This is a genomic window from Ignavibacteria bacterium, assembly GCA_025612375.1.
Classification (GTDB): Bacteria; Bacteroidota; Ignavibacteria; order Ignavibacteriales; family SURF-24; genus JAAXKN01.
Window position 1 is genome coordinate 1 of record JAAXKN010000061.1, and the last position, 17,436, is coordinate 17,436.

A 17,436-nucleotide genomic window follows, 5' to 3' on the forward strand; every position below is an offset into this window, starting at 1 on the left:
AAGGCGTCTGTTAGAAAGTAAACGTTCCCAATTCATATGAACCTTTTAATAAAAAATTTATATCCCTAAATCTACAGAAAAGAGTTCAAATATTTCCAATATATTAATTCTTAAAAACCTTCACTGTCATTAGATTGCAGTAACCTGGAAATGAGATCCCCAAAATGCCACATCTCAGGACTTGTTGCATCAAATTAAAAATTAAAAGAGCCGGTATCCTTCTCATTACTGAACGTTATCTCCATCCATTTTCTTGGAAATAAATTTGGATGAAATTATATTGCGCTTTAGAAAACTGAATCCCTGGTATAATGGAAAACGGATATGAAAAAGATACTCTTTTTGCTCATTTTCTTTTCATCGGCCCTGATCAATGCACAGGATTTCCGGAATGCAAAATGGGGGGCTTCTGTGGATGAAATAAAAAGAACCGAAGATGCTAAATTGGTTCGCGAAGAAGATGGGGTACTCATTTATTCAGGTCATATCGACGGTAAACTGGCCTCAATATGGTATCTTTTTTCGGATTCGGGATTAAAAAGTGTAAGAGTAAAATTTCAGACTAATAAAGAGCAGGACTACTCCCGGTATATAGATACTCATATAAGACTGATTGTTCTTTTTACAAAAAAGTATGGCTATCCTGATGAGGGAATAAATCCATGGATATTAAAATATGTTGTCAGCAGCGCAGAAAAACGAAAGGACATCATAATTCATGAAATAGCTGGTGGAATGGATTCAGAGCTGACATGGAAATCCGGTACATCGTTAATTCATCTGAGTCTGAAATTATCCGCCAATTTTCTCCCTGTGCACAACCTTACATACTCTGCTCTTTAATATACCCTCATAAATTTTGCCGGAAAAGAATTAGAGCGGAAAATTTTCCGCTCTAACTTTAATACAATCGAATGCTCAATTATGTGATTATTCTGTAACCTGGAACACTGAATCGAGCACTGTGCCGTCAACCCACTTGACTACAGCTACAACTTTGTCCTTATTGATCTTTGGCTTTGCCGGTGCTCCGCCGCAGATCTCAAAAACCTCGTCGCGTATCTTCTCAATCGGTTTAACAGGCAGGCTTGAACCTTCAACCGCCTTTAAGAGATCCTGCCTCTTAGGATTAATTGCAATGCCGCGCTCGGTAATGATGACGTCAATGAGCTCACCCGGTCCGCAGAGCGTCGTTACCTCATCCAGAATTACGGGAATCCTGTCGCGGAAGGATGGAATAGCAAGAATTGTGCACTTTGAGTAAAGGCAGTTCTGCCAGCCTCCAATACCATGAAGCAGATATCCGTCGGAATGCGTTACAACGTTTGCGTTAAAGTTCACGTCCACTTCCGTTGCACCTAAGACTGCAGTGTCAATAATCGAGGCAAAGTTGCCCTTGCCGTGGAAATTGTAGCTTGTAAAGGGGCTCGTGTTTACGTGATTCGGGTTTTCCCTCATCGAGCGCACCCCTTCAAGATCAAATGTCTGCCCGTCAAGTATGTAGTCAGTCAGGCCCTCTTCCAACAGCTGCACAAGGTACTTGGTGCTTCCGCCGCGCACAAAACGGGCCTTTACTCCCTTGGCCTTCATCCTTTCTTTAAGGTATAAAACAAACGCCAGGTTCGTCCCTCCGGCCCCGGCCTGGAAGGAAAATCCGTCTTTCATAATGCCCGCTTCTTCAATAAACTGCGCCACGTATTCTGCAATTAAAAGCCTGTCGGGACTCTTGGTTACTTCTGTTGTGCCAGAGACGATCTTTGAGGCATCCCCAAGGGAATCTATCTCAACAACATAATCCACGTTGTTGCCCTGTATCTGCCACGGCACACAGGGGAAGGGAACAAGGTTGTCTGTAACTACAATTACATGGTCTGCGTATTCCGAGTCCCCGAGGGCAAAACCTATCAGACCGCTTGCCGACTTGCCGTTAACGCCGTTTGAGTTGCCGAAGGGGTCGGACGTGGGAGCTGCAATTACAGCAATATCAATATGAACCTCTCCGTCCTGAATTGCCTGGTAGCGCCCGCCGTGGGATCTAAGAACGCCCACGCCTTTCATCTTTCCCTGCGTTGTAAAACGTCCCAAGGGTCCGTTCATGCTTCCTTCAATGTGGCTGATGGTGCCGTCTTCAAGGTATGGGATCAGGTGCTCATGGCAGGGAAAAGACGCGCTCGGGAACCAGCGGATATCTTTAAGGCCAATATCATGAATTATGTCAAAAAGCATGTTTGTCAGTACGTCGCCATTTCGCAGATGGTGATGCGTTGAAATGGTCATGCCGTCTTTAATGCCTGAATTTATTAGGGCTTCCTTCAGGCTGCCGACCAGTTTATTGCCGTCTTCAGGATAATCGATGCAGCTTTTTACCTGCGGCTTTGCCTTGCAGCCTGCGGGCTTATAATTGTTTACTCCCTGGAAGGGAATTTGCTTTTCGCCGTTTATTTCGTCCGGAACAAGTCTTCCGGCAGCGTTTTTAAGTAGTTTCATTTTCAGCTCATCCTCCAGTCTTCTGGAATAAGTTTGTTTAACAGTGCGAGATGAATAGTGTTGCGCGCCCTTTTTACAACTGGCGCGTCGATCATTTTGCTTCCCAAGGAAACCACGCCAATGCCATTTCTTTCAGCTTCCTCAAAGGCCAGAACGATCTTCTTCGCCTTCTCAATTTCAGCTTCATTTGGCGCAAAGGCCTCGTTGATGACCTTGATCTGCCTGGGGTGTATGCATCCCTTGCCCTCAAAGCCCAGGGCCTTCGCCTCAAGCACGCTTTTTCGCAGGCCTTCCATATCGCTTACGTCAGAAAATACCGTGTCTATTGCCTGTATGCCTGATGCCTTGGCCGCATTTACCAGCATTGAACGCGCAAAGAAGCTTTCTTTGCCTTCATCCGTCCTTTGCGTCCCCAGGTCCGCCGTATAATCCTCAAGCCCTATTGCAAGCGAACATACATTCTCGCTTGCCGAGGCTATCTCATAAGCCCTCATTACACCAAGCGCACTTTCAATAATCGGCATGTAATAAATTTCGTTTGTAATATTGTACTCTTTCTTCAGGCGCAGTACCTCGTTTTCAACGTCGTAGACCTGTTCTGCGCTTTCGCACTTCGGTATCAGTATCAGATTTACGTTCTGAGGCACAATGAACTCAAGATCCCTTTTTCCCAAGGGGAGCTGGTTTATTCTTACCATCCTTTCGGCGCCGTAGAAGTCGACTGTTCTCAGGGCGTTACGTACTAAAAGCTGTGCGGCTTCCTTTTCTACGGGGGCGACACTATCCTCAAGGTCAAGTATCACTCCGTCCGGCTCATGAAGCCCGGCGTTCGGGAAGAACTTCGGCTCGTTTCCCGGAAGATAAAGCCTGCTTCTTCTTAAGCGGTCTTTTGCAGTTGAGTACAGGTTCCTCTTGTTCATTGGAAGCAGGTACTGCTTTTTATTTTCAGGGAAAAGCCTTTTGACTGCAAGCTCGAACCTGGCTGCAAGCACGAAGGGGAGTGCTCCGCTGTCCTCAAGAAGTATGCGTGCATCTTTGATTTCAAAATATTCACACATGTCAAGAATGAGCTTCCTGATGGAGTCTCCGTACATAGTCTCCACCTTGCTCTTAATTTCCAGATCAATTCCGCCGGAGGCCTTTAGCTCCATTTCAAAGTAGCAGTCGGAGCGGATCTTGTCCCCCTGCTTTCCGGCAGAAGCTTTCTTTAATTGTTCCATAATTTTTCTCTTCTGAAGTTAATTAAAGTTATATCAGGGCATTAATTACTTAATGCCCCGCAGGAATTTCCTTGTCCGGATTATACTTTTAGGCGAGCCATAAAGTCTTTGGCCGCCATGCCTTCGCAGGTGAATATCATATCTTTTATTTCCTTCTGCCTTTCGGCTGAAAGGAGTTTTGATGAAAGTGCGTTGAATTTATTTTCAAGGTCTTCCATCGTCATCGGCTCTCTCGGGTCGCCTTTGGGGTATTCCAGGTATTCTGTAAACTCACGCCCGTCCTTTGTCCTGATTTTAACACGGGAGGGCTGCTTGGCCGGGAACATCTTCTCAAATTCAAGGGAGGCTTCACCCTTGATCTTGTCAATTACTTCCCATATTGCAGGATCTTTCAGCTTCTCTTCCGAGAATGAATTTGTTGTAATTTTGTGGTCAACCAATGTCGCAGCAATGCAGTAGGGAAGCGAGTGGTCCGCGGTTTCCCTCGATTCAGGACGGTATTTATGCGGATCGAACAAAATGTCGCATGCCCTTGCAATGGTTGTAACTGTAACTGAATCTATATCCTTGTAGCTGATATTGTTTTTTGTCACAGCCTTAAGCGTGCAAGTTATGTGCGTATGCGTAAGGGCTTCAGTGGGGAACGCCTTCATGCCGCATTCCATTATCTTGAAATTCTGGCCTAAGTTGCAGAGGAGCTTGTCTGTATCCCATTTGGGCCCGAATACATCCATCAATCCTTCTTTGCCTTCAAAAACGGCTTCTGTTCCGGTGTAGCCTTTTTGTGCCATAAGGGCTGCAAATACACCAGCCTGCACCGCCATCGGATCCACTGTGTTTTTCATCATCGTAAGCTTTCCGGCTGTTGGGCACCCTATAGTGTGGTTGTGGCATCCGTTTATGCCTATGGCATTAACCATCTGGTCAACCGTAAGGCCCAGAACCTTGCCCGCGGCAATGGGGGAGACAAACTGAGTTAAAGTTGCATGGTGCCACTTGCGTTCACGCACTCCGGGAACAGCAAACTCGCAGAAGCGCTCTTCAAATTCATAGGCCAGGACAATTGCCGTAATTACATCCTTCATTGATGCATTGCACAGTTCCGCAGCTGAAAGAGCCGCAGGTATAAGGTCTGAAGGGTGTGAAGGGTCTTCCTTCCAGTATATATCGTTAAAATCCAGAGCACGTATCATAAGCGAATTTATAAGAGCTGCATTGACTGCAGGCACCCTGTCGCCGAAACCTATTAGAGTTGCCTGCTCACTTCCTCCCATTTCCTTATAAATATCCCTTAGTATGTTAACGTCTTTTGTGTGGTAACCCCCGTAGGCGCAGCCCATGGAGTCATAGAGATATCTTTTAACTTCGTTGACAACTTCCCCGGGAAGGTCTTCAAATTTAAGATTGACGGCAAATTCAGCAATCTGACGAGAAAATGACTTTTCCATAATACCTCTGATTAAAATTTTTATACTGAAAGGTGCCGGGAGCCTCCGGCACCTTTTTAAGGGTTTATTATTCTTACAAATTATTCTTAACCCAGTTTTCAAGCCCGCCAAAGACTATGAGCTCCTGCGCGGCCGCTCCAACGGGGCTGATCCTGTACTGTTTTCCTTCAGCAGTCAAAACCGAGCGCCTGAAATCAATCTCAGCCACAATTGCGGTTTTAACAGTAAGCCTGTCCTGCCCGAACTGGCTTTTAAGATCCTTTATCAGTTCTGGGGCTTCTATAAGCAGGAACCCGTTATTAAGCGCATTCCTCTTATAGGTCTCGTTAAATGATCCGGCAACAACAAGCTGTATACCCCTGTACTTCAAAGCTGTAGCCGCCTGCTCCCTTGAGCTTCCGGTTCCGAAGTTGAAGCCGCCTGCAAGTATGTCCCCTTTATTTACAATTTTCCCGAATTCCGGGTCGTAATTTTCCATTACAACCTGTGCCTGCTCTTCAGGCGTCATGTCGTCATTATATGTGTACTTGCCGGGATAGATTCCGTCTGTATTCATATTATCCTGATAGCAGAAGATGAGTTCTCCGGTAATTTTTTCGGGGAAGCCTTCAATTATACTGACTTCACTATCCGAAGAAGCCGCATTCTCTGCTTCCTTAATTGATCCCGTGAGCTTTGAACTGTTTCCTGCCCAGTCGTAGGTGATCCTGCCTGAAATGGCGCTTGAGGCAACAACGGCAGGGGATGCCAGGTATGCCTGAGCGTTTGGAGACCCCATCCTTCCCTTGAAGTTCCTGTTTGTGGCGGAAATGCCCACTTCGCCGTCTTCCAGAAGCCCTGTTCCAAGACCAATGCAGGGCCCGCATCCCGGGGGAAGCGCAATTGCGCCGGCTTCAAGAAGAGTCTGCCAGTCGCCGCGCCTTTGGCTTTCGGCCTGAACCTCGCTTGAGGCTGCCGCAATGTAGAACTTTACGCCTTCAGCTACCTTCTTTCCCCTTACTATTTTTGCCGCCTCCGCAAGGTCATCTACGCGGCTGTTGACGCAGGAGACAAGATACGCCTTGTTGATCTTTACTTCCTTATTCTTTATTTCGGAAACCGGCGTCATTATCTTTACCGTATTGGGTCCTGAAACGTAAGGCTCAACTGAAGTAATATCAATCTCAATTTCCTTTGCGTAGAATGCGCCCCCATCGGCCTTCATGCATTCTTCTTCAAGAGAAGCAATCCTGTTTCCGTTTATCCTTGGGTTCATACCGTTTGAATCCGAGTTGACCCCGGAAGGCCCTCTTTCCGACAAATATTTTTCACGGCCTTTTATCCAGTTTATTGTAACTTCATCAATCGGGAATACGCCGGCCAGTGCTCCCCACTCGGTTGTCATATTTGCTATTGAAAGCCTTTCATCCACTGAAAGGTATTTTACCCCTTCACCCGTAAATTCAATTGCGTGATTAAGGACTTCATCGTGATTAAAAAATCCGCACAGGGCAATTATAACGTCTTTACCCGTTACGCCCGGCTGAAGTTTTCCTTTCAGTTCCACCCTGGCAACAGGCGGCACCTGCCACCACGTTCTGCCTGTAGCCCAGATTGCCGCGGCGTCTGTTCTTACTATCGGAGTGCCCAGGCATCCAAGTCCCCCGTACATATTTGAATGGCTGTCTGAGGCAACGACCATAGTGCCCGGGAATGCATATCCCTCCTCGCACATTATCTGGTGGCCTATGCCGCGGCCCGCGGGATAAAAGTCCGCTCCCATTCCTTTTGAGAAGGTTTCTATCTTCTTATACTTTTCCAGGTTCTTTTCACTTTTGTCCTGTACGTTGTGGTCAAGCGTGTTTACAACCTGGTGCGGATTATGGAGCTTTACTGCCCCTATGCTTTTGAATTTTGGAATTACGGCGCCCGTATTGTCGTGCGTCATAACATATGCTGGTCTTATCGAAATGTAATCTCCGGCGTGAACCTCGTGGCCCTCCGGAAGTCCTACGGCAAATCTCTGTGCAATTTTTTCTATTAGTGTCTGAGACATCTTAAAACCTCCTGAAATGAGTTCATTAACGTGCCTTAGAAATAAAAACTACTACAGTATATTTTGGCAGGGGAGAGAGCCCCTGCCCTAAAATTAAGCCTTGAACGGATCGAAACTTACAAAGTCTGCATGATGGACTATTATAGATTCAACAGTCCTCATCCCCAGGTCACCTTCCTTTGAGTGCGTGGCAATTATGTGCTGAACTTCAGGCGGTATGCCGAAACGGTCCGCAATGCCGATGCCGCTGAAAGGATGCCTGAGCATTTTCCCGGCAGCGCTCGTCGTAAGCCTGCCGTCTTTTATTTCATATTCAAGAAGCTTACCCACGTCAATTAAAATAGCTCCTGCAACCAGTGTGTCCATGTCTATCTTAATTTCGCTTCCGAAGTTTTCCTTCATTGTTTTTGCCATATCAACTGCCAGTTTCACGCACGTGCGCTTATGCGTCATGAATGTGATCCTGCAGTCCTTTAAGAGAAGTGAAAATGGGATCTTTTCAAGGTCCTCGGCCGAAAGGACGCTGTGTTCAATGGCGTAAACCCAGCAGTCGGTTACCTTGTTCCTGAGATCCTCATTTTCTATCCATTGGATCTCGGGCCATATCTTAAGTACTTTGTCGCGCATTACAACCTCACAGTTTTGCAATTATGGCATCTGTCATTTCCTGCGTCGTACAGGCGCCCTGCTTAAATACGTCGGGCCCGCCTTTAAGCTTCATCATGTCGTATGTCTTGACGCATCCTTCTTCAATTACCTGTGCTATCGCGCGGCGGATCTTTTCGGCCTTTTCGCTTTCGCCTATGTGGTCAAGCATCATGCATGCGCTTAAAACCATTGCGATCGGGTTTACAATCGAGGGGTTTAATTCCTGGTACTTTGGAGCCGAGCCGTGCGTGGGCTCGAAAACCGCAACTTCTTCACCGATGTTTGCGCTGCACGCAAAACCAAGGCCGCCTACCAGGCCTGCAAAGCCGTCACTAATTATGTCACCGAACATGTTTTCGGCTACAATTACGCCGTATGACTCAGGGTTCTTTGTAAGCCACATCATCTGTGCATCTATGTTTGTATCCCAGAGCTCAATTCCGGGATAGTTCTTTGCAATTTCCCTTGCTTCCTTGAACATCATGCCCGAGGTTTCTCTTAAAACGTTAGGCTTTTCGCAGAGCGTTAGATTCTTGTAGCCATACTTCTTTGCGTACTCGAAGGCTGCCGTAAGTATCCTTCTTGATGCCCTTCTTGTTACAATGCGTGTTGAGACCGCCAGATCCTCGCTCGGCGTATCCTTGAAGAACTTCATTTTGGGGTGCGTTTCAAGCGCATCACGCACCTGCTTCGGCGGATTCGTCCATTCAACTCCCGCATAAAGCCCTTCGGTGTTCTGCCTGAATATAACGGCATTTACCATCGGCTCTTCAAAGCCCGTTTGGCTTCTTCTTATGAAATTCAAAGGGTTACCCTTAAAGGAAAGGCAGGGACGTATGCAGATATCAAGGTTGAAATGTTGTCTTAAGCCTACGATCGGGCTGAAATAAACGTAACCTTTCCCCTGGAGCGATGGATCCAGTTCCTTAGCAGCGGCATCTTTGGGCTTGCTTGTAATGGCGCCAAAAAGACCAATTTTATGCTCAGAAAGAAGATCTATCGTTCTTTGAGGTAATGCATTTCCTTCTTTTTTCCAGAAATCCCATCCAATATCACCATGGACATAGTTTGCTTCAAAACCAATTGCATTCAGAACTCTGACTGCTTCAGGAAGAACTGTTTTACCTATACCGTCACCCGGCATTGCTACGATTGTGCGCATAAAGTAAGTCCTTATTTGTGAATGGTTGAATTGTCGACATCTAAATTATAGAATTCCTTCTATGTTAGCAAGCGAAATGGCAGATAAGAAAAAATGCAGCATAAATGTGGAGAGATAGGTCCCGGACTCTGATTTTTTATTTGTTTGATTTTTAATAAAAATTAAATATTTTAACCTTTAACTATCCCTTAAATCGTTATAAACGGAATTTTCCTTAATCTCAATAAATTTATCATTAACCTGGGGAGATCCAATGAAAAAGTTCAACTCTTTAGTCATCGTGCTGCTTTTGTCGCTTGCAGTTACTTCATGTTCAAAAAAGGACGATAATCCGGCCGCACCAAAAGATGAACCGCCTGGAATTCCAAGCGTATCCTTTAAAGGACCAAACACCAATTCAACCGACCAGTGGGCTATTTATACAAAATCTTCCGTGGAATCGATGAATGCCTACCCAATGATGCTTTCGGCTTTTTCTTCTGCTAATCCTACAAGTAAAGACGGTCAGTGGAGATGGGAGTTATCACCTGTTGCCGGTTTTACAGAAAGTTTTGCCGGAACAAGGAATTCAGACGGAAGTTATACCTGGGTGCTGATGCTAAACGGTACTTACGAGGGTAGCACATACAGTAACTGGAAAGCTCTTGAGGGCACTACAAGTTCAGATGGTAAAAGCGGAAGCTGGAAGGCTTTTGAAGATAATACAAACGTTCTGACTGCCGACTATACCTGGTCTACCAGCAGCACCGGAGTCCTTTCAGGAACGTTCAAAGGCTATGAGAACAGTGTTGTAACCGGGAAGATCGAAATTACAAACAATCCTGACAATTCAGGCAGTCTGCTTGTTTATAACAGCGGAGAATTGATGTTCAAATCAACCTGGATTGCCAACGGTACTGGCCAGTGGTGGGGTTATGAGAACGGCGTACAGAAAACCCAGGGCAACTGGCAGTAAGAATTCGTTTTTATCACTTCAGATTTTATGGCTCCTTTCTACAATAGGAAGGAGCTTTTTATTTTCTCCCCTGCACCTCCTAGTCCGGGTAATTCAAAAGATCCTTCTAAAATGGCTTTGATAAGAGAAAAAAGATTTTATATCATATTATAACGCAAGAGGGTTGCATGACTATATCTGACGCGTTTTTCAAAGTCCCGAAATTGTAAATATTGGTCAGGTTAAAATAATTAGAAGGGAGACGTTCATATGAAAAGGTGGTATAACTTTTTAATCCTGTTTTTTTTGATCACGGCTTTTCTTGCCTCCGGCTGCTCCAAAAAAGATGATAACCCCGCCGCTCCGGCAGTCGCTACTAACCCTGGTCCGCCCCCGGCAGTGCCCCAGATAGGTATCAAGGGCCCGGGCTCAACTTCAAACGATCCGGTCCTTTTACTGGCAAAAAGCTACTTCCAGAGCCTTGGCACACTTTCATACTATTCAAATATGTTCCAGGATGTTCAGGCCGTTTATTCCGATACCGGCTGGGTCAGAAAATTCTTCAACGGCTCAATTTCTGCAACACTGATTACAAACAGGCTTCCGGACGGATCCTACGCCTGGAAATTAACTCTAAACGGCACAAGCGACAGCGTGACCTATAATAACTGGCTCGCCCTTGAAGGCACTTCAAGCTCAGACGGGAAGATGGGAACATGGAAACTCTTCAGGCAGAATACAAATCTTCTTACCGGAGACTACAAATGGCAGAAAAATGACGACGGCTCAATTTCTGCAACTATCAGAGAATATAACGCCGACGGCAGCCTCCGTACAAGAATTGAAGCTTCTGAAAACACAGATAAATCGGGACAGGTGCTTGTGTATTTTACCGGCAATCTTGCTTTTAAGGCTTCCTGGCTTGCAAACGGTTCCGGAGAGTGGTGGACATACGACGCCTCAGGCAATATCCGCCACCAGGGCACCTGGTCGTAATTACCGGTTAATAGTCCTTTTCAGGGCAGGCGCCGCCTGCCCCTACAGTTTGACGTCTAATTGCAGACTCAGAGAGTTATTTTCCTCCTCAGGCATTTGTAAGCTTTCAGACCTGTAGGTCTCAGAATATTTCATTGATACCGAAACACCCTGAAATATCCTGCCCCGCAGATTTATAAACCACCTCACCCCTTGTCCATAAAGAAAAGAGTTTGCAAGGCTTCCCGGGGTGTCGTATTCCACCTGGAAAATCCTTGAGTAGTAGGACTCTGTCCTGAAATAAGATATCCTTGCCGAAAGGGAAAACATGCTCCTGGAGACTGCCGTCTCCTCGTAAAGCAGAAAACCTTTTTCTTTTTTATCCTCCTTTGTATCCATATACCTGTTCAGGCTGCCGTGCAGCTTTATGAATAATGAAGATGTAAAGTCCATGCGTAAATCAGCCCTGAAGGTCCGGCTCTGTCTTGTAACGGTTCCTGCAAAAGGATCACGGAGGTCGCATATTTCTTCATCACCATTCCGGTACCTGAAGTTCATCTTCAGATTCTTTGCCGTCGAAAAGCTAAAGCTCATGCCGAACTTATTCCCGTTTGCAGGCAGGCTGTAGCTTTGTTTTTCTTTCTTAAACTGGTCGTAGAAGATGCCGAAAGTGCCAAGGGGTGTCTTAAAATTCATTCCGCAGTAGATCCCTGCTTCCTGCCTGAAGCCTCCGGAACTACCGCCTGAGAGGGATGAATGCAGGGAAGGGAAGCCCCGGGGGTAATGCCTGAAGGAAATTAGCGCGTTTATCTCTTTAGTAATAATGAGTTCCATAGAGCTGTTAAAGGCCGTCTTTCTGCCGGCATTTGCCGCCTCTCCGGAAATCATGACCTTTTCCAAAAACAGTTTATATGAAAGGGAAAATATGTCAAACCTGCTGCCTGAAAGTCCTGATGGTGAGGATTCCAAAAATGAACGGCTGAACTCCGAATGGTAGTAAAGTATACCGGCCTTCAGAATTTCATCTAGTTGGTAATCAGCGTAAGCCCCGAAAAGAACTTCCTTTACTTTATCCTTTTTCATGCTCTCCCTTAAATTCCTGTGATAGCCTGAAGTATAAAAAGATGTAACCTTACCCGAAGCAGTATCGAGATTTGCATCCCTGGCGTTATTGGAATAGAAGGCGGAAAGCCTTAAACCCTTTAAAGAAAAGGATAAAGCACCGCCTCTTAAGAAACTGTTTTCATCAGTACTGAGGTATGGCTTTATGCCCTTATTCTGCCTCTGAAGTGAGCTCACTGCATCCCCATCTCTTAAGTACCCGTAAGGGCTCCAGAGTGCAAGACCCTGCCCGAACTCCAGGGTGTAGTCGCCTATAAGGACCCCCTCAAACGGCTTAAGAAAATTGAGTAAAAGGTGGAATGAACTGAAGTCAGAAAGCGGGGTTTCACCTGCATCCTTCTCCAGAATGAAAGCCAGCTGATACCGGTCTTTGCTGTTAACTTTAAGGCGGTTATAGAGCTTAAATGGAGTGCCGCTGTAAGTCCCGGCCGTAACATCTTTATTATATAAGGAGTTACTGAGCATTCTGAGGCGTAAATCGACTTCCGGGATAGGGCTGACGTCGGGTTCTGCTCTTAAAGTAAAGGCACTTGCCGGAATCATCTCGTAAGTTTTTGCAGTAACATAAGGTAAGATATTACAAATAAGTACGTTAGATAGTGCTTTTACCTGCCTTAATTCATTAGTTGAAAAGAATTTTCCAGAGGTTTTTCTGTACTCCAAAATCGCTTTTGCATCCTGATAATTAAGAAATGGAACCCTTAAGAAGTCTTCCAGCGTGGCTGAATTTATGTCCACCGGGTGAAGGGAAAGGTTCTCCAGATCGTCAGAAATTTCACTCTCATTTACCTCAGTCATGTTCTCTTCAATGAGGTTATTCCAGAACCGGTCGTAGCCGGACGGGATTAAACCGATAGACCGGACTGAATCTTTCTGCGGCAAAACTAAGCCGTTCAAAAGAAGTAAAACTGATATTATAAGTAAAGGAATTCTCATGGCAATGGGCTGTGTAAAATCTTCTTATACGGGGAATATCCCCGGTGTCAGTCTTTAGCGCTAAGACTCAGGACCGCTCCAATCTGGTGCGTAAGACCCAGGTCCTGGTGAGTGAACACGGCGTAATCAAATTTCAGGAAAGAGTAATTTATTCCTATTCCGGCTGAGAACCTGTCGGGCTCCGTGGAAACTCCGGCTCTTAGAGATAGATATTTTATGATGTCATATTCAACACCTGCTCTTATAGATATCGGATCTCCGGTCACTTTTTCCACTGCCGCGTTCAGCATAATTGTCCTGTATGGCCTGTAGCTGAAGCCGGAGGATATAACGCGTGGGATCTGGCCCTTTTCACTCCCGAGCGAGGCGTTAAGGATGTTCTGAACGGAAAAGCCCCAGTTGAGCTCCCGGATGAGTGAAATTAAAATCCCGGGACTGATGGCCAGTGAATTATCCGATCCGTAATTCCTGATTGTAAGGTTGTGGAGGTTAAGGCTTAAGCCTACAGATACATCAGTGATTTTTATGGAATAAGCCATGACAAAATTATTTTTCCTGTAAAGTGAAAACCCGAAAGTGGATATCCCAAAAGATACTGTTCCTGCCGGCAGAGGTCCGGTGTAAGCCATGGCTGCATTTGCCAGTTCCTTAAGGCCGAATGGCGAAGGGGAGTAGAAAACCCCCAGCTCACTGTCCAAAACACCAGGAAGGCAGGCCGGATTATTGAAGGCTGAAAACACATCTCCATCTATGGCAGCGTCAGAATTTGCCAAAGCTATCTGCCTTGCGCCCGGGTTCATCTGCGGGTAAATAGCGCCGGCAGAAACTAATATCAGGATGAAAATGTAAAAGAAGTGTGGCATTGAAATGTAAGTATTGCCTATGGAATTATAATATTCAAATTTATATATTATGTCAAACGTTAAAAAAACTATTGGTTGAAAAATGAAATACCTACTAGCGCTCCTCCTTTTACTTCCTGTTTGCCTGTATTCACAGGAACTCGATGTTCAGGTTAAAGTTAATACTGAAAAACTGCCAACGACCAATAAGGACCTGCTTTCTAATTTTGGGCAGGACATTCAGGATTATCTCAATAATACCCGCTTTACTGGCGACAACTGGGAAGGGGACAGGATCAAGTGCTCCTTTAATGTCTTCTTAGATAATGCAACCGACGAAACCCATTATTCCGCCCAGGTGAGCATTACCAGCTTAAGACCCATTTACAAGAGCAACAGGGCGTCTTTAATGATCAATGTGCTCGATAACCAATGGAATTTTGTCTATGAGCGCGGCCAGTCAATGTACTATAACCAGTCAGTTTTTGACCCGCTTACAAGCTTTCTCAACTTTTACGCCTATATAATTATAGGCCTCGATGCCGATTCATATAATATGCTTGGCGGCTCACAGCTATTTTCACAGGCTTATAACATTACGCTCCTCGGGGCAAACAGCACACAGCCGGCGGGCTGGGAGAAAAGTACAACTCCTTATAACCGCAGGGGCCTCATTGAAGACCTGATAAACGAGAAGTACAGAACATTCAGGGAAGATTATTTTAACTATCACTATAACGGACTCGACATTTTTGCACTCGGCCCGCAGGATAAGCAGAAGGCACAGGATAACATTGCAAAGCTCATTAAAGACCTGGACGTCCTAAGGACGAAGCAGGATATAAGGGGCATTCTGATGAAGGTATTCTTTGATACCAAGTCAGCCGAAATTGTAAACTATATGAGCGACTATCCCGACAAAACCATTTTTGCCACGCTGAAGAAGATCGACCCGGCCCACATCTCAAAATACGACGAAGCCCTTGAGCGCCAATAAAATTAAGTAACCAAACAACAAAGCCGGATCACCCTGTGACCCGGCTTTTTTTTACCTGAAGGCCCAAAGTCATTTTAGGAACAGAAATATATCTGAATTTGTATCAGGTTGGAGAAGAGGATAATTTTATAAAATATTAAATAAAATTGGGATCCTAAATGAAAAAGATTCTGTTAATATTCATTCTTTTTTCTTCAGTTTTAATTAATGCCCAGGATTTCAGAAATGCAAAATGGGGCGCTTCTCTTAAAGATATCAAGAGAACTGAAACAGCTAAACTGACGCGCGAAGCAAAAGGGTTGTTAATCTATTCCGGAATTATAGAAGGTAAACCGGCCTCAATACAGTATATATTTTCAGATTCGGGATTGAACAGGATAGTGGTAAGATTTATATCTGTACAAGGACAGGATTACTTCCGGAATATTGACGATCACATGAAAATGATTTCTCACTTAACAGAGAAATATGGCAAGCCGGATCATGACCTGGCGCCTTGGTTAAGGCAATATGCACAAAGCAGTGATACAGGTAAAAAGAATATAATAATGCATAGAATAGGCCGTGGACTGCAGTCAGATCTTAGCTGGAATTCCGAAAAATCAAAAATTCAGTTAAGTCTAAGTTTATCTGAAAGAAAAGCACCTTTACATAAGATTATATATTCATCTCTTTAATTATTTGGTCCTAACATTTTTGAGTATCGTAGTGGGGGTGGCACAGTCTTGAAAAATAGCTCAAAATATGATGAAATGTGAGCATTCAAAATAACGCAATCACTAAGTCATCCTTCGGATGATCAGCCGCGCAGGCTGTTGCAAATTCCGGGAACAAAATCTCTGGTCTTTAAATATAAGGGACAGAAAAGAACAACAGCAGAAAGGTAAATGGGATTCATAACAGCAGAACGCGTTCAGAGGGATATAATCGGATTCAGCATAGATGATTTCGTGGAGGAAGATTCCAAGTGCCGATACATTGTAAGACTCATAGATAAGCTTGATTTGAAGGATCTTTACTCTAACTACAAGGGACAGGGAGCCGCGAGTTATGACCCGAAGATAATGCTTGCGATCTGGTTTCTGGCCTACAGTGAAGGCATTTCTTCAAGCCGGGAGATAGAGAAGCTCTGCCATAAGCACCTGGACTTCATCTACATATCGGCTAACCTGAGGCCTGACCACACGACGCTATGCCGCTTCATGCAAAGGAACGGGGACTTGTGGCCGAAGTACTTCACCCAGATAGTGGAGCTTGGGAAAAAGATGCATATCAGCGACTTCAAGGAAGTGATGATTGACGGGACAAAGATGAAGGCCAAATCAAGCAGGAAGCAGTCCATGAGAGAAAGGAAGATCAACCGCTACATGGAGGCTGTAAAGAAGGATATAGAGGAATATAAGGCAAAGCTGAGCCTTATGGAAAAAGAAGAAGTTCCTAACAAAGAGTATGCGGAGAAAGAAGATCTTCAGAAACTGAAGAAAAAGCTTGAGAGGCTTGAGAAGACTGAAAAGCTCCTGGTGGCAGGTAAAGACGAGCTTGTAAAAAGAAAAGAGAGCCTGAGGCCAAAGGACCGGGAGAATCACCAGATCAACCTCCAGGAGCATGATGCCATGATGATGGACCATTCCTTAGGACAGGGGTATCATCCAGGCTATAACGCTCAGATAACTGTCGATTCAAAGACACAGTTTATAGTTTCCTGCAGCCTCACCCAGGACAGGAACGACCAGAGGCAGTTCTCTTTAATGCACGAGATGACGGAAGAGACGCTTGGAAGTAATAAGAATAGAGTCTATGGTGCTGACAGTGGATACAACACCTTTGACCAGCTGGAATATATGAGTATCAATGAAGTCAATGCATACGTACGTGATCCTATGCTTAAGAACCTGAAGCGTGAGGCTCTTCCGGAGCTCATTCGGTCAAAGAGGAAGCTCTACCACATAGACTTCATTTATGACAAAGACTCAGACTCCTACACCTGCCCTGCCGGAGAAAAGCTTTTTTCATCCGGGAGTAAGTCAGAAAAGGTCAGTTCAGAAAAAAGTAGTTCATCTAAAAGGAAGAAATACGGCAGGAAAGACTGCCAAGGATGTCCTCTTTTCAGCCAGTGCCTGGGAGAGAACTCAAAAAAGAAGGGAAAGGAAATTGAAGGAGACATAAGGGAATACTTGGCTGAGGCAATGAGGCTTAAGATGATGAGCCCTGAGGCCGAAGAAATAATGATGAAAAGGCAGACTACGGTTGAGCCTGTATTCGGCTACATAAAGGAGACACTTGGCTTCAGGCGCTTTAGAAGAAAAGGCCTTAGGAATGCCGCACGGGAGTTCGCCTTTATCTGCATGGCCGTAAACATAAACAAGCTCTTCAGGCTCCATGGGAGCTTTAAGGGCCTTTCTTCAACAATTTTTATCATTTTATTCACCCTTAAAGCTCTTTTAGATGATCTGAGAGAGCGGCTCAGCAATCAGGGAAGGATTTCTTCAGATTATCATATAATTTATAATGAACCTTTTTATGCGCAGGCTTTTTGCTAAATTAAGAAGCTCTATGCAACAGCCTGCGCGGCTGATAGCCCGAGAAGTTATGTTTAAAAGTGAGTTGAACCTGTTTTAATAAGAAGATAA

14 protein-coding genes are annotated in these 17,436 nt (G+C 45.0%); 6 read left to right on the top strand and 8 right to left on the bottom strand.

Translation table 11 applies throughout. The features are described 5' to 3' along the window. Positions 1–324 precede the first annotated feature (324 nt). The gene (locus tag HF312_20160; protein ID MCU7522538.1) at positions 325–843 is read left to right on the top strand and encodes a hypothetical protein; all 519 of its coding nucleotides are present in this window, start codon (positions 325–327) and stop codon (positions 841–843) included. An 87-nt stretch (positions 844–930) separates the two neighbouring features. On the opposite strand, the gene HF312_20165 is transcribed toward HF312_20160, so the two are convergent. The 6 genes from HF312_20165 to HF312_20190 form a co-directional block, all read right to left on the bottom strand. Next, on the bottom strand, positions 931–2,487 hold the full coding sequence (locus HF312_20165; protein MCU7522539.1) for a citrate lyase subunit alpha: 1,557 nt from the start codon (positions 2,485–2,487) through the stop codon (positions 931–933). Between the two features lie 2 nt (positions 2,488–2,489). Further along, on the bottom strand, positions 2,490–3,707 hold the full coding sequence (locus HF312_20170) for an HpcH/HpaI aldolase/citrate lyase family protein (GenBank protein MCU7522540.1): 1,218 nt from the start codon (positions 3,705–3,707) through the stop codon (positions 2,490–2,492). A gap of 80 nt (positions 3,708–3,787) precedes the next feature. Next, positions 3,788–5,155 (bottom strand): MmgE/PrpD family protein, encoded by a 1,368-nt coding sequence (locus tag HF312_20175; GenBank protein MCU7522541.1) that lies wholly within the window; start codon positions 5,153–5,155, stop codon positions 3,788–3,790. 73 nt (positions 5,156–5,228) lie between these two features. Then, positions 5,229–7,190, bottom strand: coding sequence for a homoaconitase (gene lysF, locus HF312_20180; protein ID MCU7522542.1), 1,962 nt, complete (start codon positions 7,188–7,190; stop codon positions 5,229–5,231). Between the two features lie 93 nt (positions 7,191–7,283). Then, positions 7,284–7,817 carry an HDIG domain-containing protein gene (locus HF312_20185; GenBank protein MCU7522543.1) on the bottom strand — a complete coding sequence of 178 codons (534 nt, stop codon included), beginning with the start codon at positions 7,815–7,817 and terminating at the stop codon, positions 7,284–7,286. A 7-nt stretch (positions 7,818–7,824) separates the two neighbouring features. After that, positions 7,825–9,000: an isocitrate/isopropylmalate dehydrogenase family protein gene (locus HF312_20190; protein ID MCU7522544.1), complete on the bottom strand. Its 1,176-nt coding sequence runs from the start codon at positions 8,998–9,000 to the stop codon at positions 7,825–7,827. Between the two features lie 253 nt (positions 9,001–9,253). Here HF312_20190 and HF312_20195 point away from each other — a divergent pair, with 253 nt between their 5' ends. Then, positions 9,254–9,955 (top strand): hypothetical protein, encoded by a 702-nt coding sequence (locus HF312_20195; GenBank protein ID MCU7522545.1) that lies wholly within the window; start codon positions 9,254–9,256, stop codon positions 9,953–9,955. Between the two features lie 249 nt (positions 9,956–10,204). Further along, complete coding sequence (locus tag HF312_20200; GenBank protein ID MCU7522546.1) at positions 10,205–10,930, top strand: hypothetical protein; 726 nt, start codon at positions 10,205–10,207, stop codon at positions 10,928–10,930. Between the two features lie 42 nt (positions 10,931–10,972). Here HF312_20200 and HF312_20205 read toward each other — a convergent pair whose 3' ends face one another. After that, the gene (locus HF312_20205) at positions 10,973–12,913 is read right to left on the bottom strand and encodes a helix-hairpin-helix domain-containing protein (GenBank protein MCU7522547.1); all 1,941 of its coding nucleotides are present in this window, start codon (positions 12,911–12,913) and stop codon (positions 10,973–10,975) included. 101 nt (positions 12,914–13,014) lie between these two features. Beyond that, the gene (locus tag HF312_20210; GenBank protein MCU7522548.1) at positions 13,015–13,830 is read right to left on the bottom strand and encodes a hypothetical protein; all 816 of its coding nucleotides are present in this window, start codon (positions 13,828–13,830) and stop codon (positions 13,015–13,017) included. Positions 13,831–13,912: 82 nt separating this feature from the next. On the opposite strand from HF312_20210, the gene HF312_20215 reads away from it, so the two are divergent. The 3 genes from HF312_20215 to HF312_20225 all read left to right on the top strand — a co-directional run bounded on the left by HF312_20215 (position 13,913) and on the right by HF312_20225 (position 17,346). Then, entirely contained in the window at positions 13,913–14,806 is an 894-nt protein-coding gene (locus HF312_20215) for a DUF4835 family protein (GenBank protein MCU7522549.1), read from the top strand. Between the two features lie 158 nt (positions 14,807–14,964). Continuing rightward, complete coding sequence (locus HF312_20220; GenBank protein MCU7522550.1) at positions 14,965–15,483, top strand: hypothetical protein; 519 nt, start codon at positions 14,965–14,967, stop codon at positions 15,481–15,483. A 210-nt stretch (positions 15,484–15,693) separates the two neighbouring features. Beyond that, the gene (locus HF312_20225; GenBank protein ID MCU7522551.1) at positions 15,694–17,346 is read left to right on the top strand and encodes an IS1182 family transposase; all 1,653 of its coding nucleotides are present in this window, start codon (positions 15,694–15,696) and stop codon (positions 17,344–17,346) included. Positions 17,347–17,436: the final 90 nt, after the last annotated feature.

Bases quoted from the DNA above. Each gene is read 5' to 3' on its own strand.
- HF312_20170 (MCU7522540.1), bottom strand. From the start codon at position 3,707: ATGGAACAATTAAAGAAAGCTTCTGCCGGAAAGCAGGGGGACAAGATC.
- HF312_20200 (MCU7522546.1), top strand. From the start codon at position 10,205: ATGAAAAGGTGGTATAACTTTTTAATCCTGTTTTTTTTGATCACGGCT.
- HF312_20220 (MCU7522550.1), top strand. From the start codon at position 14,965: ATGAAAAAGATTCTGTTAATATTCATTCTTTTTTCTTCAGTTTTAATT.
- HF312_20175 (MCU7522541.1), bottom strand. From the start codon at position 5,155: ATGGAAAAGTCATTTTCTCGTCAGATTGCTGAATTTGCCGTCAATCTT.
- HF312_20225 (MCU7522551.1), top strand. From the start codon at position 15,694: ATGGGATTCATAACAGCAGAACGCGTTCAGAGGGATATAATCGGATTC.
- HF312_20190 (MCU7522544.1), bottom strand. From the start codon at position 9,000: ATGCGCACAATCGTAGCAATGCCGGGTGACGGTATAGGTAAAACAGTT.
- HF312_20210 (MCU7522548.1), bottom strand. From the start codon at position 13,830: ATGCCACACTTCTTTTACATTTTCATCCTGATATTAGTTTCTGCCGGC.
- HF312_20185 (MCU7522543.1), bottom strand. From the start codon at position 7,817: ATGCGCGACAAAGTACTTAAGATATGGCCCGAGATCCAATGGATAGAA.
- lysF (MCU7522542.1), bottom strand. From the start codon at position 7,190: ATGTCTCAGACACTAATAGAAAAAATTGCACAGAGATTTGCCGTAGGA.
- HF312_20160 (MCU7522538.1), top strand. From the start codon at position 325: ATGAAAAAGATACTCTTTTTGCTCATTTTCTTTTCATCGGCCCTGATC.
- HF312_20215 (MCU7522549.1), top strand. From the start codon at position 13,913: ATGAAATACCTACTAGCGCTCCTCCTTTTACTTCCTGTTTGCCTGTAT.
- HF312_20195 (MCU7522545.1), top strand. From the start codon at position 9,254: ATGAAAAAGTTCAACTCTTTAGTCATCGTGCTGCTTTTGTCGCTTGCA.
- HF312_20165 (MCU7522539.1), bottom strand. From the start codon at position 2,487: ATGAAACTACTTAAAAACGCTGCCGGAAGACTTGTTCCGGACGAAATA.